27 protein-coding genes are annotated in these 24509 nt (G+C 71.8%); 15 read left to right on the top strand and 12 right to left on the bottom strand.

Translation table 11 applies throughout. The annotated features are described in order from the left end of the window. Window positions 1-55 precede the first annotated feature (55 nt). Window positions 56-1156 carry a DUF8017 domain-containing protein gene (locus tag ACZ516_RS14780; RefSeq protein ID WP_469010383.1) on the bottom strand — a complete coding sequence of 367 codons (1101 nt, stop codon included), beginning with the start codon at window positions 1154-1156 and terminating at the stop codon, window positions 56-58. 197 nt (window positions 1157-1353) lie between these two features. Here ACZ516_RS14780 and ACZ516_RS14775 point away from each other — a divergent pair, with 197 nt between their 5' ends. Beyond that, window positions 1354-1797, top strand: coding sequence for a DUF4442 domain-containing protein (locus tag ACZ516_RS14775; protein WP_358585590.1), 444 nt, complete (start codon window positions 1354-1356; stop codon window positions 1795-1797). Window positions 1798-1899: 102 nt separating this feature from the next. After that, window positions 1900-2571 (top strand): DedA family protein, encoded by a 672-nt coding sequence (locus ACZ516_RS14770; protein ID WP_358585578.1) that lies wholly within the window; start codon window positions 1900-1902, stop codon window positions 2569-2571. Window position 2572: 1 nt separating this feature from the next. Here ACZ516_RS14770 and ACZ516_RS14765 read toward each other — a convergent pair whose 3' ends face one another. Then, a complete protein-coding gene (locus ACZ516_RS14765; RefSeq protein WP_358585576.1) occupies window positions 2573-3106 on the bottom strand; it encodes a gamma carbonic anhydrase family protein in 534 nt (177 codons plus the stop codon). A gap of 134 nt (window positions 3107-3240) precedes the next feature. On the opposite strand from ACZ516_RS14765, the gene ACZ516_RS14760 reads away from it, so the two are divergent. Continuing rightward, window positions 3241-4014, top strand: coding sequence for an acyltransferase (locus tag ACZ516_RS14760; protein ID WP_469010382.1), 774 nt, complete (start codon window positions 3241-3243; stop codon window positions 4012-4014). Between the two features lie 218 nt (window positions 4015-4232). Here ACZ516_RS14760 and ACZ516_RS14755 read toward each other — a convergent pair whose 3' ends face one another. Beyond that, on the bottom strand, window positions 4233-5096 hold the full coding sequence (locus ACZ516_RS14755; protein WP_469010380.1) for an EamA family transporter: 864 nt from the start codon (window positions 5094-5096) through the stop codon (window positions 4233-4235). Window positions 5097-5201: 105 nt separating this feature from the next. On the opposite strand from ACZ516_RS14755, the gene ACZ516_RS14750 reads away from it, so the two are divergent. Further along, window positions 5202-5786, top strand: coding sequence for a helix-turn-helix domain-containing protein (locus tag ACZ516_RS14750; protein ID WP_469010379.1), 585 nt, complete (start codon window positions 5202-5204; stop codon window positions 5784-5786). A gap of 21 nt (window positions 5787-5807) precedes the next feature. Here ACZ516_RS14750 and ACZ516_RS14745 read toward each other — a convergent pair whose 3' ends face one another. Together ACZ516_RS14745 and ACZ516_RS14740 are read right to left on the bottom strand one after the other, a co-directional pair. Continuing rightward, window positions 5808-7004: a CaiB/BaiF CoA transferase family protein gene (locus ACZ516_RS14745; RefSeq protein WP_361087107.1), complete on the bottom strand. Its 1197-nt coding sequence runs from the start codon at window positions 7002-7004 to the stop codon at window positions 5808-5810. Between the two features lie 111 nt (window positions 7005-7115). Beyond that, window positions 7116-7520, bottom strand: a complete 405-nt coding sequence (locus tag ACZ516_RS14740; RefSeq protein ID WP_358585566.1) for a RidA family protein — start codon at window positions 7518-7520, stop codon at window positions 7116-7118. Between the two features lie 239 nt (window positions 7521-7759). On the opposite strand from ACZ516_RS14740, the gene ACZ516_RS14735 reads away from it, so the two are divergent. Both ACZ516_RS14735 and ACZ516_RS14730 read left to right on the top strand, forming a co-directional pair. After that, the gene (locus ACZ516_RS14735; protein WP_469010377.1) at window positions 7760-8524 is read left to right on the top strand and encodes a GNAT family N-acetyltransferase; all 765 of its coding nucleotides are present in this window, start codon (window positions 7760-7762) and stop codon (window positions 8522-8524) included. After that, window positions 8521-9336, top strand: coding sequence for a lysophospholipid acyltransferase family protein (locus ACZ516_RS14730; RefSeq protein WP_469010376.1), 816 nt, complete (start codon window positions 8521-8523; stop codon window positions 9334-9336). Before ACZ516_RS14735 ends, ACZ516_RS14730 begins: the two co-directional genes overlap by 4 nt. Here the strand turns inward: ACZ516_RS14730 and ACZ516_RS14725 are convergent. Both ACZ516_RS14725 and ACZ516_RS14720 read right to left on the bottom strand, forming a co-directional pair. Continuing rightward, window positions 9314-10378: a chitinase gene (locus ACZ516_RS14725; RefSeq protein WP_469010495.1), complete on the bottom strand. Its 1065-nt coding sequence runs from the start codon at window positions 10376-10378 to the stop codon at window positions 9314-9316. The genes ACZ516_RS14730 and ACZ516_RS14725 overlap by 23 nt on opposite strands. 168 nt (window positions 10379-10546) lie before the next feature. Then, window positions 10547-11002, bottom strand: a complete 456-nt coding sequence (locus ACZ516_RS14720) for an Lrp/AsnC family transcriptional regulator (protein ID WP_469010375.1) — start codon at window positions 11000-11002, stop codon at window positions 10547-10549. 166 nt (window positions 11003-11168) lie between these two features. Here ACZ516_RS14720 and ACZ516_RS14715 point away from each other — a divergent pair, with 166 nt between their 5' ends. Both ACZ516_RS14715 and aspA read left to right on the top strand, forming a co-directional pair. Beyond that, the gene (locus ACZ516_RS14715; RefSeq protein WP_469010373.1) at window positions 11169-12188 is read left to right on the top strand and encodes an asparaginase; all 1020 of its coding nucleotides are present in this window, start codon (window positions 11169-11171) and stop codon (window positions 12186-12188) included. A gap of 127 nt (window positions 12189-12315) precedes the next feature. After that, entirely contained in the window at window positions 12316-13725 is a 1410-nt protein-coding gene (gene aspA / locus ACZ516_RS14710; RefSeq protein WP_358701202.1) for an aspartate ammonia-lyase, read from the top strand. Window positions 13726-13776: 51 nt separating this feature from the next. Here aspA and ACZ516_RS14705 read toward each other — a convergent pair whose 3' ends face one another. Both ACZ516_RS14705 and ACZ516_RS14700 read right to left on the bottom strand, forming a co-directional pair. Next, window positions 13777-14460 carry an HAD family hydrolase gene (locus ACZ516_RS14705; protein ID WP_469010371.1) on the bottom strand — a complete coding sequence of 228 codons (684 nt, stop codon included), beginning with the start codon at window positions 14458-14460 and terminating at the stop codon, window positions 13777-13779. A 46-nt stretch (window positions 14461-14506) separates the two neighbouring features. Further along, window positions 14507-14989 carry an Lrp/AsnC family transcriptional regulator gene (locus ACZ516_RS14700; RefSeq protein ID WP_358585557.1) on the bottom strand — a complete coding sequence of 161 codons (483 nt, stop codon included), beginning with the start codon at window positions 14987-14989 and terminating at the stop codon, window positions 14507-14509. Between the two features lie 521 nt (window positions 14990-15510). Here ACZ516_RS14700 and ACZ516_RS14695 point away from each other — a divergent pair. The 7 genes from ACZ516_RS14695 to ACZ516_RS14665 all read left to right on the top strand — a co-directional run bounded on the left by ACZ516_RS14695 (window position 15511) and on the right by ACZ516_RS14665 (window position 20351). After that, on the top strand, window positions 15511-16038 hold the full coding sequence (locus tag ACZ516_RS14695) for an SRPBCC family protein (RefSeq protein WP_469010369.1): 528 nt from the start codon (window positions 15511-15513) through the stop codon (window positions 16036-16038). A gap of 259 nt (window positions 16039-16297) precedes the next feature. Then, window positions 16298-16825, top strand: coding sequence for a hypothetical protein (locus ACZ516_RS14690; RefSeq protein WP_469010368.1), 528 nt, complete (start codon window positions 16298-16300; stop codon window positions 16823-16825). 294 nt (window positions 16826-17119) lie between these two features. Continuing rightward, window positions 17120-17332, top strand: coding sequence for a hypothetical protein (locus tag ACZ516_RS14685; protein ID WP_469010366.1), 213 nt, complete (start codon window positions 17120-17122; stop codon window positions 17330-17332). 429 nt (window positions 17333-17761) lie between these two features. Further along, window positions 17762-17971, top strand: coding sequence for a hypothetical protein (locus ACZ516_RS14680; RefSeq protein WP_358585538.1), 210 nt, complete (start codon window positions 17762-17764; stop codon window positions 17969-17971). Between the two features lie 76 nt (window positions 17972-18047). Then, window positions 18048-18737 (top strand): restriction endonuclease, encoded by a 690-nt coding sequence (locus tag ACZ516_RS14675; protein ID WP_469010364.1) that lies wholly within the window; start codon window positions 18048-18050, stop codon window positions 18735-18737. A 250-nt stretch (window positions 18738-18987) separates the two neighbouring features. Further along, window positions 18988-19173: a hypothetical protein gene (locus ACZ516_RS14670; RefSeq protein ID WP_361087686.1), complete on the top strand. Its 186-nt coding sequence runs from the start codon at window positions 18988-18990 to the stop codon at window positions 19171-19173. A gap of 305 nt (window positions 19174-19478) precedes the next feature. Further along, complete coding sequence (locus tag ACZ516_RS14665) at window positions 19479-20351, top strand: chymotrypsin family serine protease (RefSeq protein WP_469010363.1); 873 nt, start codon at window positions 19479-19481, stop codon at window positions 20349-20351. A 284-nt stretch (window positions 20352-20635) separates the two neighbouring features. On the opposite strand, the gene ACZ516_RS14660 is transcribed toward ACZ516_RS14665, so the two are convergent. From ACZ516_RS14660 to ACZ516_RS14650, 3 genes are all read right to left on the bottom strand, one after another. Next, complete coding sequence (locus ACZ516_RS14660; protein WP_469010362.1) at window positions 20636-22000, bottom strand: ricin-type beta-trefoil lectin domain protein; 1365 nt, start codon at window positions 21998-22000, stop codon at window positions 20636-20638. 221 nt (window positions 22001-22221) lie between these two features. Next, window positions 22222-22707: a DUF2690 domain-containing protein gene (locus tag ACZ516_RS14655; protein ID WP_469010360.1), complete on the bottom strand. Its 486-nt coding sequence runs from the start codon at window positions 22705-22707 to the stop codon at window positions 22222-22224. A 213-nt stretch (window positions 22708-22920) separates the two neighbouring features. Further along, window positions 22921-24441, bottom strand: coding sequence for an MFS transporter (locus tag ACZ516_RS14650; protein ID WP_469010359.1), 1521 nt, complete (start codon window positions 24439-24441; stop codon window positions 22921-22923). Between the last annotated feature and the right edge of the window lie 68 nt (window positions 24442-24509).

The following is a 24509-nucleotide window of genomic DNA, read 5'->3' as shown; positions in this document are numbered from 1 at the left end:
GGTGAACCGGCTCGGCGTCGGCCCGCGCCCGCACGGGCCCGCAGGGCGCGTCGGCTCACGACTCCTCGGAGCCCGCCTCGCTCCACCGGACCGTGGAGAGGATCTTCTTCACCGTCGCGTCGGACAGCTCGTCCTTGACGCCCTTGGCGCCGTACAGCGTCCAGGCCACGTACTCACCGGCCTCGTTCTTGAAGGCGAACGTGGTGGCCTTGCCGTCCGAGTCGCACTTGGCGGACGTGGCGGTGCCGGACGTCGTCGAGGTGGCGACGCTGCCCTTGATGCCCGACTCGGTGGTGAAGTCCTCCACCTTGCCGATCTTGATCTTCTTCTTGTCGGCCTTGGTCTGCTCGGTGTAGCCGCCGTAGACCCACCAGGCCGAGTCGTTGCGCGCGATGTCCTTGGTGTTCTTCGCGCCGTTCTGGCCCTTGGTGCCGACCGCGGCGAGCTCGGTGTCGTCGGACGTGCCGTCCTTGTCGTCGTCGGACGTGCACCACTTCTCTTTGTAGATGGCGGGCGCCGACATGCCGATGATGGCCTTCGCGCCCTTGTCCTTGCGGTCGTCGAAGCCGATGAACGTGTCCGGGGTCCTGAGCACCCAGTCCGCCGGGACGTCGAAGGCGGTGCCCCACTTGGGGTTCACCACGACCTGCCAGCCGGGGATCGTCGGCTTGTCCTCGCCGCCCTCACCGCGCTCGTTGCCGCCGCCGGTGGGCGTCGGGCTCGGCTTCTCGGTGGCGGACTTCGACGGCTTTGCCGGGGCCGCCTTGTCGTCCTTGTCGTCCTTGTCGCCGCCGAGGACGAGGAAGCCGGTGACCCCGGCCGCCACCACCACGGCCAGCGAGGCGACGATGGCGGTGATCTTCGTCTTGTTGCCGCCGCCCCCGCCCTGGCCGCCGCCGCTGTGCTGCGGCAGTCCGGCGGCCGGTGTCGGAGCGGACCACTGGGACTGCTCGGGCTGCGAGAACGCTCCCGGATGCGGCTGCTGGTAGCCCGCAGGCGCTGCCGGCGGCTGCTGCGGATAGCCCCCCGGCGGCTGCTGCTGATACCCCGGCTGCTGATAGGGGTTCGGCTGCTGGTAACCCGGCTGCTGATACGGGTTCTGGTTCTGGTCCTGCGGGTTCTGCTCGCCCCCGGGCGGCTGCTGTTCTGGCCACATGGCCAGTAACCATAGAGGTGCCCGGGGGAAAGGTGCCACGGGCGTCCCCGCCTACGCCGATCGCACGGAGGGAACGTACGGCGAAAGCGGGGGAAAGCGTCAGGATTCCCTCCCGCTCCCTTCCGTCGGGCGGCCGGCCGAGGGCCTGGCCAATGGTGCTACTCATGGGTAACATCGCGGCCATGAGCGCAGACCAGATGTCGATCGGCGAGATGCTCGCCGCCACCGTGCCGATGGCCAGGACCCTGAACCTGGAGTTCCGCGAGACCGCGCCGGACAAGGCCGTGGTGGCCCTGCCCGACCAGAGCGAGTACCACAACCACGTCGGCGGCCCGCACGCCGGCGCCATGTTCACGCTGGGCGAGTCCGCGAGCGGGGCCATCGTCCTCGCCGCGTTCGGCGCGCAGCTCTCCCGTGCCGTGCCGCTGGCCGTCAGCGCCCAGATCGCGTACAAGAAGCTGGCCATGGGCCCCGTGACGGCGACGGCCACCCTCGGCCGCCCGGCCGACGACGTGATCGCCGAGCTCGACGCGGGCAAGCGCCCCGAGTTCCCGGTCGCCGTCGAGATCCGGCGCGAGGACGGCGCGGTGACCGGGGAGATGACGGTCCTTTGGACCCTGCGGCCCAACGACCCGAGCTGACGCGTTCCTTTCCGGCGAACCGGGGCGGGTAGGCTCGCGGCGTGCGCGGCCGAGGGGCGCGTGCGCCGGGGCAGGCACTGGGAGCTACGGGAGGAGCCGGCGTTGCACGTCCAGGAGTGGCTGGAGCAGGTACCGGCCGTCAGCATCTACGCGCTGGTGGGCATCGTCATCGGCCTGGAGAGCCTGGGCATTCCGCTGCCCGGTGAGATCGTCCTGGTCTCCGCGGCCCTCCTCTCCTCCCAGCACGGGGAACTCAACCCCGTGATCCTGGGCGCGTGCGCCACCGCGGGCGCCATCATCGGTGACTCCATCGGCTACGCCATCGGGCGCAAGGGCGGGCGGCCGCTGCTCGCCTGGCTGGAGCGCAAGTTCCCCAAGCACTTCGGCGCGGCCAACGTGGCGAGCGCCGAGCGGTCCTTCCAGAAGTGGGGCATGTGGGCGGTCTTCTTCGGCCGCTTCGTCGCCCTGCTCCGCATCTTCGCGGGCCCGCTCGCCGGCGTCCTGCGCATGCCGTACTGGAAGTTCCTCGTCGCCAACGTCCTCGGCGGCATCGTCTGGGCGGGCGGCACCACCGCGGTCATCTACTACATCGGCGTGGTGGCCGAGGACTGGCTGAAGCGCTTCTCCTACGTGGGGCTCGCCATCGCCGTGCTGATCGGCGTCGGCTCGATGCTGTTCGTCAAGCGGCGGGCGAAGAAGGCGGCGGCCGAGATCGAGGCGGAGGCGGCCGAGGCTCCCGGCGCCGAGCCGCGGCACGTCCCGGTCGCCGACTGAGTCACCTTCCGGCGTGTGCGTCGCGGTGGGCCCTGGCCAGCTCGACGTACATCGTGCCGTTGTGCGAGATGCCCTCGCGCTCCTCGTCGGTGAGCGGCCTGCGCACCTTGGCGGGCACGCCCGCGACGAGTGAGCCCGGGGGCACGCGCATGCCCTGCGGCACCAGGGCCTGCGCGGCGACCAGCGAGCCGGCGCCGATCACCGCGCCGTTCAGGACGGTGGCGCCCATCCCGATCAGGCAGTCGTCCTCGACGGTGCAGCCGTGCAGGACGGCGTTGTGCCCCACCGAGACGCGCTCGCCGATGGTGAGGGGGAAGCCCAGGTCGACGTGGAGACTGCAGTTGTCCTGGATGTTGCTGTCGGCGCCCACGACGATGGGCCCGCCGTCGGCGCGCAGCACCGCGCCGTACCAGGTGCTCGCCCCCGCGTGCAGCGTCACCTCGCCGAGCACGACCGACGTCGGCGCGGTGAACGCGTCCTGATCGATCTTCGGGCTCTTGCCGCCGATGCCGGCGATGAGTGCCTCGTGGCCCATCGGATGTCTCCCTCTTCGGTACGTCGTCGCGCCTGACGGCACGGTACGGGACGCGGGGGCGGGCGCGGCCGCGTGGGGTGAAGATCACAGGCCGGGGGCCTGCGGGGCAGGGTGGCACTGAGTAACGTGAGCGCGTGCCGACGAACAAGAACACGTTCTCATCCCTTGCCGCCGCGCCGCGCCGTCTCGCGCAGCGCGCGGTCCACTCGGGCTGGTCGTGGGTGCAGCGCACGGGCGCGGTGACCGCCGCGCACCCGGGGCGGCTGCGGTTCGGCGCGATCGGCGAGGGCACGAAGCTCGCCTTCCCCCAGGGCACCGTCTTCGGTGAGCCGTGGATACGGCTCGGCGACCACTGCATCGTGGGCGAGCACGTCACGCTCACCGCGGGGATGATGCCGGACCTCGACCTCGGCCCCGACCCCATCCTCCGTATCGGTAACGGTGTCGTGCTCGGGCGCGGCAGCCACGTCATCGCCGACACGGCGGTGACGATCGGCGACGACTGCTACTTCGGCCCCTATGTGTACGTGACGTCCACGAACCACTCCTACGACGATCCGCACACGCCCATCGGCAAGCAGTGGCCGCGGATGGACCCCGTGGAGATCGGCCCCGGGTGCTGGGTGGGGACGGGCGCGGTGATCCTGCCGGGGGCCCGCATAGGGCGCAATGTGGTGGTCGCCGCGGGGGCGGTCGTGCGGGGCGAGGTCCCCGACCACGCGGTGGTGGCGGGCGCGCCGGCCCGGGTCGTGCGGACCTGGGACGCGCAGGCGGGCTGGCAGCCGCCGCTGCGTACGCCCGCGCCGGTGCCGATTCCCGACGGGGTCACGCCGGAACAGCTCGTCGCGCTGGGGGAGTTGGCGGATCAGGGGGAGCTGGGGGAGTCGGGGGAGTCAGGCAAGGGGTGAGGCCGGCAAGGCCGGCGGCGGGTCTCGTGTCGGCCGCGCGGCCGCCGTGGCTTGCCGCGTGGGTCCCGGCGCCTCTCGTGGGCCGCTGTCAGCCCGCCTTGTATCGCGCGGTCTCCGCGCCTCTCGTGGGCCGCTGTCAGCCCGCCCGCGCACCGCGCGGTTCCCCCGCTGATCGCACCGCAGAAGTCGCCTCGCCGCGTGCTCCTCGCGGGGCGCTGTCAGCTCGCCAGCAGCACCGTTCCCACCAGTGCCAGGCCCGCTCCCGCCGCCTGGATCCCCCGCAGCCGCTCCTTCAGTACCGCCCGCGCCGCCAGTGCCGTGACCACCGGGTAGACGGAGGACAGGACCGCGGCGACGGTGACCGGGCCGTGTTGGGCCGCCACGGAGTACGTGCCGTTGGCCGCGACGTCCGCCAGGCCGACGAAGGCGAGGGCCGGGAGCGCGGCCCACAGGACGCCGGGCCCGGTGCCCTCGGGCAGCGCCGCGCCGCCGCGTCGCACGGAGACGTACAGGGCGACACCGCCCGCCGCCACGTTCGTCACCCGCTGCACGAAGAGCGCGAGGAACAGGCCGGTCAGGTTGCTCGACGCCTCGGAGATCAGCGCCATGACGCCGCCGAAGCCGAACGCCGCGAGCAGCGTGAGAAGTACCGCCCGCCGCCGCACGGGAGCCCCGCGCAGCTCGGGCCCGCCCGCGAGCACGATGCCCGCCAGCGCCACGGCGATCCCCGCGAACTGCGCGAGCCCGGGCCGCTCCCCGAGGAGGAGGCCGACGCCGACCGGCACGGCGACACCGAGCGAGCCGAGCGGCGAGACGACGCCCATCGGGCCGAGCGCGAGGGCCTTGTAGAACGCGAGCATGGCTACGGGGCCGACCAGCCCCGCGCCCACGGCGAACCACAACCGGGGCCCCCACTCCGTCCACCCGCCGGTCGCCACCACGATGGCGCCCAGCACGAGCACGGCGACCGCCTGCGAGGCGACGACCACCGTCAGGGCGGGGACGCGCCGGGTCAGCACACCGCCGCCGAAGTCGGCGAGGCCCCACAGGAGGCTGGTGGCCAGGGCGAACAGTGCGGTCATGGAGAGGGCCTCGCAGTACAGTGTCGTGAACCATCGGGAACCATCAGGTGCACCACACGGTAGTTCAATATCCTGAACTCTGTCATCCAAAATATTGGACGGAATGTGTCGGACCTCGACCAGCTGACCCAGTCGCTCGCGCGCAACCTCAAGCGCTGGCGCAACGAGAGGGGTTTCACTCTCGACGCCCTCGCGGCCCGCGCCGGCGTGAGCCGCGGCATGATCATCCAGATCGAGCAGGCCAGGACCAACCCCAGCGTCGGCATCACCGTCAAGCTCGCGGACGCGCTGGGCATCAGCATCACCACGCTCCTGGACTACGAACAGGGCCCGCACGTCCGGCTCGTGCCGCCGGAGCAGGCGGTGCGCATGTGGTCCACCGAGGCGGGCAGCAGCACCACGCTCCTGGTCGGGGCGGAGGCGCGCGGCCCCTTCGAGCTGTGGTCCTGGCACCTGGTGCCGGGCGAGGGCAGCGCCTCCGACGCGCACCCGCCGGGCACCATCGAGCTGCTGCACGTCTCGCGGGGTGAGCTGACCCTCGTCGTGGACGGCGTCGAGCACCTCGTCACCGCGGGATCGGCCGCCACCTTCGAGGCCAACGTGCCGCACGGCTACCACAACAAGGGACCTGAACCGGTCGAGATGACCATGTCGGTCTCGGTGCCGCCCGCGCACGCGGCCTCGTACTGACGGCTCAGACGTCCAGGGCGCTCACCCGCAGACCCCTTCCGCGCGCAGCCGGGCGATGTCGTCGGGGCCGTGGCCCAGTTCGGCGAGGATCGCCCCGGTGTGCTCGCCCGCGTCCGGCACCGGGTCCATGCGCGGGGCGACCCCGGAGAGGGCGGCCGGCGGCAGCAGCGCCTGCACGGGCTCGGACGTGCCGGGCACGCGGATGTCCTGCCAGCGGCCCCGTTCGGTGAGTACCGGGTGGGCGAGGAACTCGTGCACCGAATTGACCCCGGCGTTGGCGATCCCGGCCCGGTCGAGCAGCTTCATCGCCTCCTCGCTGCCGAGTTGGCAAAAGCGTACGGAGATGAGCGCGTCGAGCGCCTCGCGGTGCGCCACGCGGTCCGAGCCGGTGGCGAAGCGCGGATCGTCCGTCAGCTCGGGGCGGCCGAGGAACTGCCCGCACAGCGCGGCCCATTCGCGTTCGTTCTGCACGGACAGCAGCACGTCCTTGCCGTCGGACGCGGTGAACGGGCCGTACGGGGCGACCGTCGCGTGCCGGGCGCCGACGCGGGGCGGCTGGATGCCGCCGTACCGCGTGTAGTAGGCGGGCTGGCTCATCCACTCGGCGAGCGCGTCGAAGAGGGAGACCTCCACGGTCGGGGCGCGGCCGGTCGTCGCCCTGGTGAACAGCGCCGCCAGGATGCCGCTGTAGGCGTACATGCCACCCGCGATGTCCGCCACGGAGATGCCCACGCGCACCGCCTCGTCCTCGGTGCCGGTGAGCTGGAGCAGCCCGGTCTGGCACTGCACGAGCAGGTCGTACGCCTTGCGGTCCGCCCAGGGGCCGTCGGTGCCGTATCCGCTGACGGTGCAGGGGATGAGGCGGGGGTGGCGTTCCTGGAGCCGCTCGGCGCCGAGGCCGAGGCGGTCGGCGGCGCCCGGGGCGAGGTTCTGCACGAACACGTCGGCGCCCGCGAGCAGCTCCTCCAGGATCTGCCTGCCGCGCTCCGACTTGAGATCCAGGGTGAGCGACTCCTTGGAACGGTTGAGCCAGACGAAATAGCTGGCCTGGCCGCGCACGGTGGTGTCGTAGCGCCGCGCGAAGTCACCGCCGTCCGGCCGCTCGACCTTGATGACGCGAGCGCCCAGATCGGCGAGCTGCCGGGTGGCGAAGGGGGCGGCGACGGCCTGCTCGAGGCTGACGACGGTGATACCGGCGAGGGGAAGGGGAGGTGGCATGCGGCGTTTGTACGGCGCTGACCCCGAGCGGGTCAATGGCGGCCCCCGGTCGACGGCCGGAGTCGCGCACCGCACGAGGCGAGCGCGGCTCCGCCCGACCGGCGTCCGGCGCTACGGACGTACCGCCACCGCGTCCACCTCGAACAGCATGCCGGGCAGGGCGAGTGCGGCCACGCCGCTCAGGGTCTGGGCCGGGAGGCGGTCGCCGAAGCGGGCGTGGAGCGCCTTGCCCAGCGGGGCGAGCTTGTCCGGGCCGTGGTCCACGATGTAGGTGCCGAGCCGGACCACGTGCTCGTAGCCGAGGCCCACCGCCTCCAGCGCCGTCCGCAGCCGGTCCAGGGCCAGCTCCACCTGCGCGGCGAAGTCCCCGGGCACGGCGGCGCCCGTGGCGTCCGAGGCGTACTGGCCGGCGATGAACACGAGCTCGCCGGGGGCCGCTACGGCATGGCTGTAGCCGAACGGCTTCGGGTCGTGGAGGGAGGCCGGATTGGTGATCGTGCGCTGATCGCTGGTCATGTCGGCTGAACGTCCCGGCGGGCCCCGCTCATTCCGCGAACGCGGGCCGGGGCATACGGCGGCGTGCCGTTTCCCGACGTGCGCCGGACGTGCGGGCGACGCGCGTCCGAAGCGTGCAGTTCAGTCCGCGCCGCCACCGTGCTGAACGTCCCCAAAGCCGAACGTCTCCGAAGCCGACCGTCCCCGAACGCGCCTCGCGCCCCGCGTCCCCCTCGCACCGAACCGAGAACGGAAGTGTCATGCCCTCGACATCAGTCGTTTCGACGGCCGCCGGTTCCTACGTCACCGCCATCGCGGACACCGCCGATCAGATCAGGGCCGCCCAGCGGCTGCGCCACCGCGTGTTCGGCGAGGAGCTGGGCACGACGCTCGACACGCCCCTGCCCGGCCACGACATCGACGCCCACGACGACCTCGCCGACCACCTCATCGTCAGCGACACCGTGACCGGCGACGTCGTCGGCACCTACCGGCTGCTGCCGCCCGGCCGAACCGAACGGTCCTACTCCGACGGGGAGTTCGACCTGAGCGCCCTCGCCGGGCTGCGGTCCGCCACCGTCGAGGCGGGCCGCTCCTGCGTCCACCCCGACCACCGCTCGGGGGCCGTCATCAACCTCATGTGGTCCGCCCTCGCCCGCTACGTCCTGCTCGCGGGCCACCGGTACCTGGCGGGCTGCGCCTCCGTACCGCTCGCCGACGGCGGCCGGGCCGCCTCCAGCGCCTGGCTGCTGGGCACCACCAAGCACGCCGCGCCGCCCGAGCTGCGCGTCCGCCCCCGACGCCCCTGGACCCCCACGGCGCCCGCCCCCGAGCGCCCCGTCCCCGCCGACCTGCCGCCGCTGCTGCGCGGCTACCTCCGCCTCGGCGCCTGGATCTGCGGAGCACCCGCCCACGACCCGGAGTTCGACGTCGCGGACTTCTTCGTCCTCCTGGACACGGAGCGGCTCAGCGCGCGGCACCGCCGCTACTTCCTGGGCGAGGACGCCCCGGCCGGACCGCGGTGAACCCCGTCGGCCCCTGGGCGCTCGACCCCGGCTGCCCGGCGAGTTGCGCCACCGACCCGGTGACCCGGGTGCCGCGGGCCGAACGGGCCCGCCGCTACGCCGCGTTGGCCCGCGTACTCACCCGGGCCGCCGCGCGGGGCGAGCGGCTCGCCGAACCCCGGCTGCTGCGGGCCGAGGCGCGGGCGGTGCTCGGCGCGCTCGGGGTGCGGCTGGAGACAGAGGGCGCGAGGTGCCTGAGCGCGCCGGACGGCACGGGTGTGGGCACCCTCGTCGTGGCGAACCACATCTCCTGGCTCGACGCCGTCGCCCTGCTCGCTGTGGAACCGGTGCGGGTCCTCGCCAAGCGGGAGGTCGGCCGGTGGCCGGTGGTCGGCACGCTGGCCCGGCGCGCGGGGACGCGGTTCATCGACCGGGGCGGCAGCCCGCGCCGACTCCCCGACATGGTCGAAGAGTTGGCGGGCGACCTCCGGGGTGGCGCGTCGGTGCTCGTCTTCCCCCAGGCGACGACGTGGTGTGCCGCGGCGGGCGGCCGCTTCCGGCGGGCCGCCTTCCAGGCCGCGGCCGACGCGGGCGCGCCCGTGCGGCCGGTGACGGTCGCCTACCGGCAGGCCGGCGCGCCCACCGCGACGGCCGCCTTCCTCGGCGATGAGGACTTCACGACCTCGCTGCGCCGGGTGGCCGCCGCCCGCGGCCTGACCGTACGGATCACGGCACACGCGCCGGTCCGGGGCGCGGACCGGCGGACACTGGCCGCCACCGCCAGGCAGGCGGTCACATCAGCGTTTCCTGTCACCGGCCGGCGAGCTGGGTGAGCCGCTTGACATTGTCCCCGAACGTCCACCCCTTCGACCCGTCCCAGTTGATGGACCACGTCATCAGGCCCTTCAGGGCGCCGTTGTACGTGTTCCACGCCTGCGTCACCAGGCTGGGCGACATGTGGCCGCCGCCCGCGCCGGGCTGGGCGGGCAGGCCGGGGACCTGTTTGTCGTAGGGGACCTTGATGGTGGTGCCCTGGACCACCAGGCCCTTGTTGAGGCAGTCGGTCTGGGCGGTGAAGCCCTGGACGGTGCCCGCCGAGTAGGAGTCGCCGGAGCAGCCGTACATGCTGCCGTTGTAGTACTGCATGTTGAGCCACCACAGGCGGCCGTTGTCCGCGTACTTCTTGATGATCGGCAGGTACGCGCCCCAGATCGAGCCGTAGGTGACGCTGCCGCCGGTGACGTACGCGGTCTCGGGGGCCATCGTGAGGCCGAAGTTCGCGGGCATGCGGGCCAGTACGCCGTCGATGATGCGGACGAGGTTGGCCTGCGAGGCGGAGAGCTGGTTGATATTGCCGCTGCCCACGAGGCCGGTCTCGATGTCGATGTCGATGCCGTCGAAGTTGTACTTCTTCAGGATCGGCACGATCGTCTCGACGAAGCGGTCCGCGACCTTGGCGGAGCTGAGGTCGATGCCGGCCGCCGCGCCGCCGACGGACATCAGGATCGTGGCGCCGTCCGCCTTGGCCCGGCACATCTCGTCGGGTGTCGCGACCTTCACCGTCGAGTCCATTCCGTCCTCCCACAGGACCGTCCCGTCGGAGCGGATCACGGGGAACGCGGCGTTGATCACGTTGTAACCGTGCTGGCGTATCCGGGAGTCGGTGATGGGGGTCCAGCCGAAGGGCGGGTGCACGCCGTTGGCCGCGCCGTCCCAGTTCTCCCAGTACCCCTGGAGGACCTTGCCGGTGGGTCTCGACTTGACGGCGCAGGTGTCGGCCCGGGGCGTGGCGGAGGGGGCCGCCGCGGCCGCCGGGAGCTGTGCGACACAGGCCAGTGCCAGGGCGGTCCCCAGCAGGCGTAACGTCCGACCGATCACGCTGTGCTCCTTGGGTGCGAGGGGGGAGGAGACGTGCGTGGTGCGAAGCGTCACGGTAGGAAGGACCGGACCCGCCGTCAATAGGTCTGTACCAAATAGGTCTGTACCAAATGGGTCTGACCAAGAGGGTCCAGCCCGCCCGAAGCGGCCCTTCGGTGGGGGCGGTCAGCCGTCCACCGGCAGGCCTTCGGGGTCCTTGATCCGCTTCATGATGATCTGCGAGTTGACCTCCGTGACCCCCGCGAGCGCGGTGAGCCGTTCGATCCACAGCCGCTCGTACGCCGCGAGGTCCGCGACGGCGATGCGCAGCAGGCACCCCGGACTGCCGAACAGGCGGTACGCCTCGATCACGTCCGGGATCTCCTGGAGCGCCGCCTCGAAGGCCTCGACCGTGGCGCGGTCCCGGCGCACCTCGATGGAGACCAGCACCTCGAAGCCCCGGCCCACCGCCTCGGGGTCGACGACCGCGCGATAGCCCTGGATCACGCCGTCCAGCTCCAGCTGGCGCACCCGCCGCAGGCACGGGGACGCGCTCAGGCCGACCCGCTGGGCCAGCTCCTGATTCGTCAGCCGGCCATCGTTCTGCAGCTCGCGCAAAATATTGCGATCGATCTCGTCCATAGCGCAATTATCCTCTACGTGTGTTGCGCGAGGCGCGGATTTCGGCAAGCACATTGCGCGGTGTTCGAACTAACCTTGCGTAGAGGTCGCCCGCCGTTCGGAGGGCCGGTCAGAGGGCCGATCGGAGGGCCGAGGAGTCCTCGGGACGCATGGGAGGTACGCAGAGGTGGAAGCGCAGGCGCGACGGGTCGTCGTCATCAGCACCGGTGGGACGATCGCCAGCCGCTGGCAGGGGACCGGCTTCGCCGCCGACGCCCCCGGCCGTGAGGTGCTCGCCTCGGCGTCGATACCCCACGGCATAGCCTCCGAGGTCATCGACCTGTTTAACGTGAACAGCCCGCGACTGACCTCCGCCCAGCAGCTCACCCTGCTGCGCACCGTGCACGAGGTGCTCGCCGACCCCGGCGTCGACGGCATCGTCGTCACGCACGGCACGGACACCCTGGAGGAGTCCGCCTTCCTGCTCGACCTGCACCACCACGACCCCCGCCCGGTCGTCTTCACCGGCGCGCAGAAGCCGCTCGGCGCCGAGGACGGCGACGGCCCCGGCAACCTCTACGACGCGCTGCTCACCGCCGCCACCGTGCGCGACCTCGGTGTCCTGGTCGTCTTCGACGGCAAGGTCCACGCCGCGCGCGGCACCGTCAAGACCCAGACCCTCGCCGCCGACGCCTTCGCGGACCCCTCGGGGCCGCGCGTCGGCAAGGTCGGCTTCGGCAAGGTGTCGATCACGCACCGCCCGTGGCGCCCCGAGCCGCTCCCGCTGCCCGCGACCACCGACTCGCTGCCCCGCATCGACATGGTCATGCACCACGTCGACGCCGACCCGCTGCTCCTGGAGACGGCGGTCGCGGCGGGCGCCCAGGGCATCGTGCTGGTCGCCACCGGGGCGGGCAACGCCACCCCGGAGTTCGTCACCGCCGTCGCGGACGCCGTGGAGCGGGGCGTGCTCGTCGCCCTCACCACCCGCGTCCCGTCCGGCCCCGTCACGGAGATCTACACCCACGGCGGCGCCGTCGACCTCTCGGCCGCCGGCGCCGTCCTCACCGGCACGCTGCGCGCCGGGCAGGCGCGCAGCGCGGTCCTCGCGGCGCTGCTCGGCGCCACCGGCCCGCGGGAGCGCGCGGCCGCCCTGCGGCGCGTCGTCGGGGAGGCGGCCGCCCCGGAGGAAGCGGCGGCGGCCTGAGCGTCCCGCCGAAGGCCGCCTGAGCGTCCGCCGAAGGCCGTTTGAGCGACCGGCCGCCGCAGTTCCTCGCGCCCCCGTCGGGGCGCTCAGCCCCACCGCGTACGACCTCCGGAAGAGAACAGCACCCATGACCGCCGCTCCCACCGCCCCCCTCCGCCGCGAGCACGACCTGCTCGGCGACCGCGATGTCCCCGCCGACGCCTACTGGGGCATCCACTCCCTGCGTGCCACGGAGAACTTCCCCATCACGGGCATCCCCATCTCCGTGTACCCGCAGCTCATCGACGCGCTCGCCGCCGTCAAGGAAGCCGCGGCACGCGCCAACGAGGAACTGGGGTTGCTCCCGAAGGCCAAGGCGGACGCGATCGTCGCCGCCTGCCGGGAGATCCGCGCGGGCCGGCTGCACGACCAGTTCGTGGTCGACGTCATCCAGGGCGGCGCGGGCACCTCCACCAACATGAACGCCAACGAGGTTGTCGCGAACCGCGCCCTCGAACTCCTCGGCCACCCCAAGGGCGCCTACGAGCACCTGCACCCCAACGAGGACGTCAACCTCAGCCAGTCCACCAACGACGTCTACCCGACCGCCGTCAAGATCGCGACGATCAGCGCGGTGCACGGGCTGCTGCGCGCCATGGCACACGTGCAGGACGCGTTCGCGGCCAAGGCCCTGGAGTTCCGCGACGTCCTGAAGATGGGGCGCACCCAGCTCCAGGACGCGGTGCCGATGACGCTCGGCCAGGAGTTCTCCGCGTACGCCGTGATGCTCGACGAGGACCGCATGCGCCTCGCCGAGGCCGTCGAGCTGATCCACGAGATCAACCTCGGCGCCACGGCCATCGGCACCGGCCTCAACGCCCCCGCCGGATACGCCGAGACGGCGCGCCGCCACCTCGCCGACATCACCGGCATGCCGCTGGTGACCGCCGCCAACCTGGTCGAGGCCACCCAGGACTGCGGTGCCTTCGTGCACCTGTCCGGCGTCCTGAAGCGCATCGCCGTCAAGCTCTCCAAGAGCTGCAACGACCTGCGGCTGCTCTCCTCGGGGCCGCGCGCCGGGCTCAACGAGATCAACCTGCCGCCGGTGCAGGCCGGTTCGAGCATCATGCCGGGCAAGGTCAACCCGGTGATCCCCGAGGTCGTCAACCAGGTCGCCTTCGAGGTCATCGGCAACGACGTCACCATCACCATGGCCGCCGAGGCCGGTCAGCTCCAGCTCAACGCCTTCGAGCCGGTCATCCTGCACTCGCTCGCCAAGAGCATCACGTCGCTGCGCGCCGCCTGCACGACCCTCGCCGAGCGCTGTGTCGAGGGCATCACCGCCAACACCGAGGTGCTGCGGGCCTCGGTGGAGAACTCCATCGGCCTGGTCACCGCGCTCAATCCGCACATCGGTTACACGGCGGCCACGGAGATCGCGCGGGAGGCGCTCGCCACGGGGCGGGGCGTCGCCGAACTGGTGCTGGAGAAGGGGCTGTTGCCGCCGGAGCGGCTGGCCGAGCTGCTCACTCCCGAGCGGGTGGCCGGCGCCGCCTGAGCGGCGGGCCGCATGGGGCCGGACCCGCGGCGCCCCGCATCCCTTGGGCGCTCAGTGCGCTGCCAGTACGTCCAGCGCCGCCCGCGCCGTGAACTCGCTGTGGCCGCCGGGAAACAGCAGTTCCGCGTCCGCGAACGCCTCGTCGTCGGCATGGGCGGCGACGTAGGGGATCGCCACGCACCGCATGCCGGCCGCCCGCGCGGCCACCGCTCCCGGCGCGGCGTCCTCGAAGACCACGCAGTCCGCGGGCTCCGCGCCGAGCAGTGCGGCCGCGGCGAGGAACACGTCCGGCGCCGGCTTGCCGCGCGGCACCTCCTCCGCGGAGACGAGCACGGTCAGCCAGGCGTCCAGGCCGGTGCCCGCCAGGATCGCCTCGATGGCCGCGCGGGAGGACCCCGACGCCACGGCCATCGGCACACCCGCCTCGTGCAGCCGCTCGACGAGCTCACACATCTGCGGGTAGACGTGCGTCTTCGCGCGCGCCAGCTCCAGATAGCGGCGGTCGAGGTCGGCGATCAGCTCGGCCACCGAGGCCTCGATGCCGTACTCCCGCCGCCACGCGGCGAGCGTCTCGCGGGAACTGATGCCGACGTAGCGCTCGTTGTCGGCCCAGGTGTACTCCCGGCCCGCGAACTGGGCGAGCAGGGCACGCGACGCCTCGTAATAGTTGGGCTCGCTGTCCACGAGCGTGCCGTCCAGATCGAAGATGACCGAGGTCCTGCCGAAGCTGCTCATGCCGTCCAGCATGCCAAAGCACCAGGTCGGGGCGGTGGGGCAGGGTTCAGCGTGATCCGGCGGCCGCTCTGCCGACCGACTCGACCAGCGGGAGCAGCCGGTGCGGCACCCGCTCCCGCAGGGCCATCTCGGTGCGGGTCCGCACCACGCCGGGCAGCTTGATCAACTGCTGGATGACGTCTTCCAGGTGGCCGTTGTCCCGCGCCGCGACCCGGGTCAGCAGATCGCCGCCGCCCGTGATCGAGTGCGCCTCGATGATCTCGGGTACGGCGGCCAGCGCGTCGCCCACCTCGTCCAGATACCCCTGCGTGACCTCGATGTGCACGAAGGCGAGCACGGGGTGGCCGAGGGCGGCCGGCGACAGGAAGGGGCCCGTGCCGGTGATCACGCCGTCCCGCTCCAGGCGGTCCAGCCTCGCCTGGAGGGTGCCACGCGCGATGCCGAGCACGCGCGCGTACTCGCGCAGGCTGGTGCGGGGCTGTTCGAGGAGCAGCCGGAGGATGCGGGTGTCGAGTTCGTCGACGGCCATGGTCGGAGGTTCTCCCGGGTGAGCGAGGCGGATCGCTGGTGACTGTAGCCGTGGCGAGGGCGAGGACGAACTCCAGGCTCGACGGACCGCCCCGGGTCGCGCTGCGGGCCGCGATGGAGGCCGCACGCAAGAACGGCCACGGCCAAAAGACGATGCGGAAATTGCGGGCCGTCACGACGGCGCGGCGTGACGGACACGAGCCGATGGGCCTCGGAGCGGCGATCGGCACGCTGGTCAACAAGCGCGCGTCCGGGGGCTCGCCCGTCCATGGTCTTGGCGTAGCGGCTGATCAGGTGCGGGTCGGCGAGCTGTTCGGCCAGCAGCCTGCGCAGGCCGTGCAGGGCTTCCGCCTGCTCGACGGGGGGTGGCGAAGTCACGTCCCACTTCCTCGTCCACCACAGCCGAGCTCAGGGTACTGACCCCGGTGAACCTTCCCGGTCACGGCACTACTAGGGGAGCGGTACCCTTCCCGCCCAACCTACTGACGGGTAGGGTCAGGGCCGAGAAATGGAGCGCTCCCTATGCCCCGTACGTTCACCGTGTCCCGCAGCATCGTGGTCAAGGCATCGCCCTCGGTGGTGTACGAGCAGGTCAGTCGGCCCGCGCAGATGGGCCGCTGGAGCCCGGAGAACCTCGGCGCGACCGTGCCCGGTGCCGACGAACCGGCCGAGGCGGGCGTGGTCTTCGAGGGGCACAACAAGCGCGGTGCGTTCCGCTGGACCACGCGCTGCACGGTCACCGCGGCGGAGCCGGGCAGGCGGTTCGCCTTCCGCGTGCACGCGATCGGTCTGAAGCGTCCCCGGCTGCGCGCTCCCATCGCCACGTGGGAGTACCGCTTCAAGGAGATCGAGGAGGCGGGCGCGGTGGGGACGTCGACGCGGGTGACCGAGACCTGGAGGGACGACCGCCGCTCCTGGCCGGACTTCGTGGCGGGTGTCTTCGACCGGATCGCCACGGGCGGCCACACGTTCGCGGTGTTCCAGGCGAGGAACATCGACAGGACCCTGCGCAACCTCAAGAGGGAACTGGAGAGTGACCCCGGCCTCTGACGAGATCCTCTGCCGCATAGCGGAACGGGCCTCTTTGGTGTGCCGCCACACATCCACTCGGCGTGTGGCGGCCGTTCCGTCGGACGTGATCGACGCCTTGCTGACGCGGTTCCTACCGCGTCGGTAGCGTCACCGTCCCCCACACCGGACGGTGGTCCGAGGGGTTGTCGGTGTCGGTGCCGATGGTGCAGCCGGACCAGGTCGCAGGGGACGTGAATGCGGCGTGCCGATGCCCGCGGCCAAGGGAAGGGAGACGTCGATGGGTGCGATGAGGTGGCGAAGCAAGCGACGGGATGAGGGGACCCATACCACGACCCCGGAGGAAGTCCTGGAGGTCCTGGAACTGATGCCGATGCCGGCGTCCCTGGAGGCCATCGTGACGGCCGTCGACGCCAATCGCGGCGCGCTGCGAGGCGGCCTGCCGCTGAGCTCGGCCTCCGCTGTCCTGGCGGCGCTGGAGCAACTGGAGCATCAAGGCGTTGCCGAGGCGGGGAACGATTCGCTGCGGCCCGAGGCCGGTCCGACGTGGTGGCTCGCCCGCCGGTGGGCCGAGCGGCGGCAACAGCAGGAGGAACGTCGAGCGGCTGCCGAGCGGGCCGCGTACGACCGAGCGCAACGCGGCGCCGTGACCGGGCGCGCGGAAGATGAGATCTCGGAAGCCCTGCGCGAGGAGCGGGCCAACGGCGGCAGCCCCTTGAAACGGGCCGTCGACGCGACTCTGGCGGCCAACGAACGCAAGTACAAGGAATACCTGCGCCACAGGCTCGGCGCGGGTGGAGGGCCGTGAGTCTTCGCCGCGGCTACTTACTCGGCTCCTCCCGCTGTTGCCGGCCCCTGTCCTTGATGTGCGCGGTGGCTGCGGTCTGGAAGACGGCTGCCGCCTCGTACCAGCTGCGCCACTGCGCTTGATACTTCGCCCGACACCGGTTGCGAGGAGTCGGCCGGTCACGGATGGCGCTGGCCTCCTGTCCCTGAACGCGTACATCGTCCGGGCGGCTCGCCGCCAGGCCACTCTGGATGCCGCGCGGCAGCTCGCCTCGCTGGGTCTCGGTGAGGACCTGGCGGGCGAGGGCGACGCTCTGTGAGGCGCGGTGAGGTCTGGACTCTGGCCGATGGACACAGCGTCCTGATCGTCTCCCTGGAGGGTCTGGAGACGTCGTTCAAGGCGGTCCTCGCGATCGTGCTGCATCCGAGCGGGCGCTACCCCGACACGGCGATGAGCGTGGTGATCGGCGATCCGATGCCGTGCACCGCGGTCGCCGTGAACCTCCTGCGCGCGGTTCTCGATCTGTGAGGCGCGGTCGTCGTACGACGAACCGCTGCTGCCGATGAGCCCGCAGATCTACGCCCTGCTGGACCGCTCCGCCGGGAGAACCCGACCCGGCCGGCGCCGTTGAACGGCAGAAAGGGGTCCGCCGTGAGCTCGCCGACACCGTCTTCCCCGACATTGAGGAGGACCAGGAGGGCGAGGCGCCGACGTCAGTGGACATGCCCGGCATTGCCAGGCCAGCGCAGGCAGTACTACCAGCTCTGCAAGGCATGTCGACCGAGCAAGCCGTGCGGGCCGATGCGCGCCGCCGCATGCTATTGGCCAGGTCCGATTGCTTTGTGCCATTCGTCGGCAACCCGCCTCCGACATCACGAAGGTGCCGCTACACAAGAAGGCTGGCGGCACCATTCAGCCGTCCATGGAGTGAAGCCGGGCGGTGGGAGGACAGGGCGGTTGGTGACTATCAACGTGGCGGTGCTGCTCGCAGTCGTCGTCATCTGGCGGTTGCGGCGGCGCACGGAGGCCCGCAGCCGCTTCGACGAGAAGCTGACCGTCGTCATCGTCTTGGCACTGGGAGTTCTGCTCGCCCCCACCCCGGTCGGTCAGGGGATCTTGAACGTCCTGGGGCAGCTCACGAGCGGTGTCACTCAGGCCAGCCGATGAGCTCCCGCCCGCACGCCGTCCGGACATCAAACACCGGCCCGCGCTGCGGATCACGGCCCCAGGAGGCGGGGGAGTGATGGCAGCACGTCGGCGGCGCCGACGCTTGAAGAAGCGGACCCGCAGGCAGCTGCAGGGCTGGGGCGTGGTGGCGTCGCTGGCCGCAGCGGTGTGGGTCGCCGCGAACTGGTCGACGGTGTGGCCCGTCCTGGTGACGGTGCTCGCCACGGCCGCGCTGGGCGGGGCCGGCTGGGCGTTGTTGCGGGTGCACCGCCAGGAGGTCAGCCGGGACCACGCCTGGCGGGCACAGGAGGAGGCCCGGGCGCGCGAGTTGTCCATGGCCCAGGTCGACGCCCTGACGTGGCAGGAATTCGAGAAGTACATCGCGGAGCTGTGCCGGCGGGACGGCTGCACACAGGTCGTCGTCAGCGGCAGGAGCGGCGACCTGGGCGCGGACGTCGTCGGCTACCTGGCCGACGGCCGCAAGCTGGTCATCCAGTGCAAGAAGTACGCGGCGCATCGGAGCGTGTCCTCACAGGACATGCAGAAGTTCGTCGGCACCGCCCGTCTCGAGCACGGCGCGGACGTCGCCCTGTTCGTCACCACCTGCCGCGCGTTCACGAAGGCCGCGCTGGGCCTGGCGCTGCGCCAGGACATCGTGGCCCTGCACCGCGACCTGCTGGGCTCCTGGGTCAAAGGCGCTCACCTGGAGAGCCTGATCCCGCTGAACGGCAGCGGCGGCGGCACCCGGCGGCGCCCCTCCGCCTGACCACGACACGCTGCCGTAGGTTTCCGGTCTGCTCCGGCGGATTCGTCGGTTTGGGCGACGAAGGCCTTGGAGCAGGCTCTCATTGGGGCCCCCAACGAGGTGGTGCTCGAGGCAAACGTTCGGACGGCCAACGTCCTGGCGCCTTCCACCCGCACCTCACTGAGCCTTTTCCAACCTGACATTGAGGGAGGGGGCGTGATGGAGACGAGGTCCAGGTATTCCTCTGGTCCAACACGCAAAAACGGCGGCCGTGCGCAGGAGCCCCAGCCCCGCGCCGTACGGGCGGCCCGATGCGACGGACGCACCGATGGGCCTGGGCGACGTGCTCGGGGTGCTGGTGACCGAGCGGTCCTGGGGACTCCCGGCCCTCGGCGCGATGCTGCGGGAGACGTACTTCGACGTGGGGGGTGGATGTTCGTCGGCGAGCCCGCGGTGACCAGACTCGCCCGCCGAAGCGCGAAGCCACCCGCCTTCCCCTGTCGCTGCGAACGACGACCCGACACTGCCGGAGGTCCTGGCCGAGCTGGCGGCAGCGCGGGCGGACGAGATGGACGCCGGCACTGCAGTACCCGACTGGTGGCGGCCAAAGTTCCAGGCCACCGTATGGGCGGGAATGGGCCAGTGCCACCCAAAGCGGCAACGAACACATGTGCGTCGTACGAGCATTCCTCTGCTGCCCGTGCCAGTCGGCCGGGACCCGCAACCGAAGGCTTCTCGCCTCCAGACAGACAGGAATCGTGCATGTTCCGACTCAGACGCCTGCGAGTCCTCTCCGCGTCCGTGGCTGCCTTCGCCGCCATCGCCACGCTGGGCGCCGGCGCCGGAAGCGCCCAGGCGCAGGACGAGGCCAAGGCGGTCAAGCGCGTCCACAACGCCATGCAGATAGCCGATCCGTCCAATCCCGACGCCTTCTGCACGATCGGCGCGGTGGGCACGGACGGCTACGGGCGCAAGGTCGCCATCTCGGCGGGCCACTGCGGGGGCGGTCCGATCGCCGATCGCGAGATCCACGACAACAGCTACCCCGTCTACGACCGAAAGGACTTCGCATTCGGCCCCATCGGGTACGTACGGTACTTCAAGAGCCCCGAAGGCTCGGCGACGGGACACCCGACCAAGGACTACATGATCATTGAACTGGTCCCGGAGGCCACGCCCTCATCGCAGGGACCGTCCCTGAAACAGACCGGGCAGCTGGAGGTCCCCGGCGGACGGCCCAGCCCGAACGCCATGAGCCCCGCACGCGCCGACGAGCGTCTGCTGGGCGCCGGCCTCTTCGACAACAACGAGCTTGTGGTCTCTGGCCAGTTGGGCGTCTGGTACGGCCGCATCACGAACAACTCGGACGGCATCTACCAGTCCTTCGCGCATCACGACGCCGGAGACTCCGGCGGCCCGGCCATCTGGCACGTGCCGGGCACCGCCTACCCGTCCGAGGCCAACGGCTATCACGCGGAAGGGCCCTGGGCCGGCATCACCAAGGCGCGCGTTCTCCACTTCCCGTTCTACGTCTACACCAGCTCGGCCAACATCCTCGCCGACCTGCGAGCCCGTGACGCCGCCGACCCCGCCGACGTCTACGGCGCGGGCTTCGAGGTCACCACCAACCCCTGACCCCACCAACGCGGCAGGTCGCCGGCTCGCCGCCCCAGCCGGTGAACAATGCGCTCGAATCTCCGACACCGCGGCGAACCGGCTGGTCACTGCCACACCTGCCTCGTCCTCCTGGTCACCCGCCCCGAGGCCGGCCACGACGGACGTCCGACGCTTCGGGCGCTGCTTCGCCTGTACCGCCAGCGAACCCGCCTCCGTCCGCGGCTGACCGACCACACGGCTCATGACGCCACGCCTGGGACGGAGCTCGCCCCGGGCAGACAAGGGGACACTCCAACCCGTGGCTACTTGGGCGTGACCCAGCGCTGGCCCTTGCTCGCGTTCGGCGTGTGGAGCCGCACCTGCGTGCCGTCGGCGGTGCTGCCGTCCGCGAGATCGAGGACCTTGCCGGATGCGACGTGCGCGATCTGGCCCCCGGCCGTCACCGCCCAGCGCTGGGACGCCCCGCCGTCGCAGTCGCGCAGACTGACCCGGTCGCCGTCGGCCGCCGCCGCGCGGTGGCTGTCCAGACACTTGCCGAAGGCGCGGAACGTGCCGTCCTTCTGCAGGATCCACGACTGCGCGACGCCGCCGTCGCAGGCGTTCAGCTGGATCCCGGTGCCGTTGGCCGCCTTGCCGCCCTCGACGGCGAGGCACTTGCGGCCGATGCCGGTGACCTTGCCCTGCGGCGGCAGCACGGCACCGCCGGCGCGCGCCAGATGGCGCAGGCCCTGCACGTCGTACTGCTGGACGTAGGTGCCCGCGCGCTTGTCCCGGTAGGCGCGGCTGGGGGTGCACATCACGGGGAACTGGCCGGAGTCGGTGCCCTTGACGCAGTCCCCGCGCGCCGGGCCGCGCTGGGCGTGCGCGAGGCCCATCGTGTGCCCGAGTTCGTGGCTGATGTGATTGCGCAGATCGGTCTCGCCCATGGAGGGGGCGGGTTCGCCGTCGGCCGTGAAGAACTCGTCGTCGATGTACGCGTGCCCGCCGGTGACCGTGCCGGCCACGGAGGACGCGTAGAAGCCGCAGCTCAGGCTCTTGCCGCCGGAGCCGTCCCGGACGACCTGCCAGTCGTCGCCGCTGCCGTCGGTGGGCGGTACGCACGGACGGTGCAGCAGGCCGACGACGACCTCGCCCCTGGGCCGGACGTAGTCCCAGCCCACCGGCCGCGTGTCCACGGTGACCGGCAGGTTGGTGATGCGCCGCAGGTCGGCGGCCGACCGCCGCACGTAGGGGGCCAGCCGGTCGACGGTCTTCTGGTCGTGGAACTTGATGGTGTAGCCGGTGTTCAGGAGCTTGGCCGCGCCCCCCGACCGCCAGCCCTCACCGTGCGGGGCGGGGGCGGCGAGCCTGGACGGTTGCGCGGTGGGAGGCGTGGGGGACGTGGGGCTGGTGGCGGACGAGGGCGGCGCGTCAGGCGCCCGGAAGGTCATGACGCCGTCGCGGAACCGCGTTCCGTCGACGTCGGAGAATCCGAAGTCCTGCCGCTCCGCGCGGCTGGAGGCGGTGGGCGAGGGCGTGGTGGCCGGCCGGGCGTCCGCCGGTTCCTTGTCGTCGGTGCCGAACGCGGTGGTCGAGAGCTGGAGCCCCGCGACGACGGCGACCGCGGCGCCCACGGCGGCGGCAACCCTGCGGCGCCTGCGTGCGGCGCGCTTGCGTATCGAGCTCAAGTCCCCGTCGTCCTCTCACTGAAGAGCATGTGCCGCCCCCGGGCCCCGCCACCGGGGCGGCGACTCCGGGGAGGAACAGTCGAACCGATGATAGGCGTGAAGGCCGGGGCGGGCGGTACGAGTTGGACTCCGTGTCAACGCGGTGCCGCCGAGTACGGCACGGCGGAACGCCGGGCGGTTCGCGTCGCTCTCCTGCGGGAGGCCTATTGCGGGGCGGGAGGCTATCCCTTCCAGGACGTCTCGTCGGTCACGGGGATGCAGTGCTTCTTCCAGTCCTTGAGGGACTCGGGGCTGTTCGGCTCGGCGCAGACTCTGGCCCGGAAGTGTTTTTCGACCGGCGCCATCCGCGTGTACTGGTCCCGGCCGTAGCCGATGAGGGCGCTCTGGGCCGATCCGCCGTCCACCTGGATGCTGATCTGATCGCTGGGGCGCCCCAGCCGGATGCGCCCCCAGACGGCTCCGCAGTGCTTGCTGTAGCGCATCTCCAGGGCCACCGGGTTGTTCCGCCGCGGCTTCCAGGTCACCGCGTCCGCCACGCACGCCTCCTTGATCGGGTCCGTGCCGGCGCATCCGGCGCCGGGGCACTTCGGGGGATCGGGCGTGGGCCACCACAGGGGCTGGTCGCGGCGGCCACCGTGCCGGCCAATCCGATGAGAGCCACGACCACCGCGATGAGCAGCGGGTGCTGGGTCCTGTCGCTCAGCCACTGCCAGAGTGCGGTTCTCTTCGCGCGTACCCAGCTCCGGGCCCTTCGGTGCCAGGGGTCCCGCTCGGGCGGTGCGGGGGTGCCGTCGTCATCGGTATGTGCCATCGCGCCGTCCTCAAGTCCCCTGAATCGGCGTGGTGTTCTTACCCGGGCGCGCGCGTGGGGCATACAGCACATCCAGCCATCCGTCAGCTGGACCGAGGGCGTCCGCGGGTCAGTGCGCGCTCTCCGTGGGGCGCAGGTCCCGCGGGATCTTCGCCCAGGTCAGCGCCGCGGCGGCCAGCGGCAGTGCGGCCGCCATCAGGAACGTCGGCGTCATCCCGGAGGTGAACGCCTCGGAGGCCTTCGCCAGCAGGGCGGCGCCGGCCGGGCCGGTCAGCCCGTGCGCCACGTGCGCGGCCTCGCCGATCGAGTCGCGCACCGCCGAGGCGCTCTCGGCCCCGAGGCCCAGATCGGGGAGGTTCAGGCGATACAGCGCCGTGGCGACACTGCCGAGGATGGCCACGCCCATGGCCGCGCCCAGCTCGTAGCAGGTCTCCTCGACGGCCGCGGCGCCGCTGACGTCCCGCGCCGGCGTGGCGGCCATCAGCGTCACGGACGCGGCGGTCGTCGCGATGCCGACGCCGCAGCCGAGTACGCCCAGGGCCACGGCGATCCGGCCGTAACCGAGCGGACCCGACAGCTCGAACAGCCAGGGCAGGGCGAGGCCCGCCGTCATCAGCAGCAGCCCGCCGCCCATGACGTGCCGGATCGGCAGCCGGTGCATCAGGATCGGCGTCACCAGCGAGGTGAGGACGAGGCCCAGCGGCGCGGGCAGCAGCCGGACGCCCGCCTCCAGCGGGGTGTAGCCCTGTCCGTACTGGAACCACTGGGTGATCAGGAACAGGGCGGAGCCCAGCGCGATCATGCCGAGGAAGATCGAGGCCGCCGCGATGGCGAACGGCCGCGAGGCGAAGAGGCGCACCCGGAGCAGCGGGTGCTCGATGCGCAGCTGACGGCGCACGAAGACGGTGAGCGTCACCGCGGCGACGAGGAGCAGCGCCCAGGCCACGGGGTCGGTGGGGCCGCCCTTGCCGAGTTGCTTGATGCCGCCGGCGAGGGCGAGCATGCCGAGGACCGACTGGCCGACACCCCACCAGTCCCAGCGGCCCTGGCGGGGCTGACGGGACTCGGGCAGGATCCACAGGCCGAGCGCGATGACCACCAGCGCCACCGGGATGTTGATGAGGAACGCGGAGTGCCAGCCGTCGTGCTCCACGAGCAGGCCGCCGATCACCGGGCCGAGCGCCATGCCGCCGCCGAAGACGGCGGACCACACGGCGTAGGCGAGCGCGCGCTCGCGGGCGTCGGTGAAGACGTGCCGCAGGATCGACAGGGTGGCCGGCATGATCGCCGCGCCACCGGCGCCGAGCAGCGCGCGGGCGGCGATGACCTGCCAGGCGGCGGTCGCGAAGACGGCGAGCAGCGAGGCGAGGGCGAAGACACCGAAGCCGATGAGCAGCAGTCGCTTGCGCCCCCACCGGTCGCCGAGGGCGCCTGCGGTCACCAGGAGCCCGGACAGCACGAGGGCGTAGACGTCGATGATCCACAGCTGCTGTACGGAGCTGGGCCGCAGATCGGCGACGAGGGAGGGGAAGGCGACGTTCAGGATCGTGGTGTCCATGGCGATCAGCAGCAGGCTGCCGGAGAGGATCGCGAGGACGGCCCAGCGCCGTGAGTCACGCTGCGGGGTCATGGTGGAACACTCCAAGTTCGAATGAGACATCAATGTCTCACATGGAACGTACGTGCGTCCACTGACCG

The sequence above is a fragment of the Streptomyces sp. NPDC034037 genome (genome assembly GCF_055575715.1).
The sequence above is the reverse complement of the archived record's forward strand: the minus strand, read 5'-3'. Positions and strand labels throughout refer to the sequence as shown.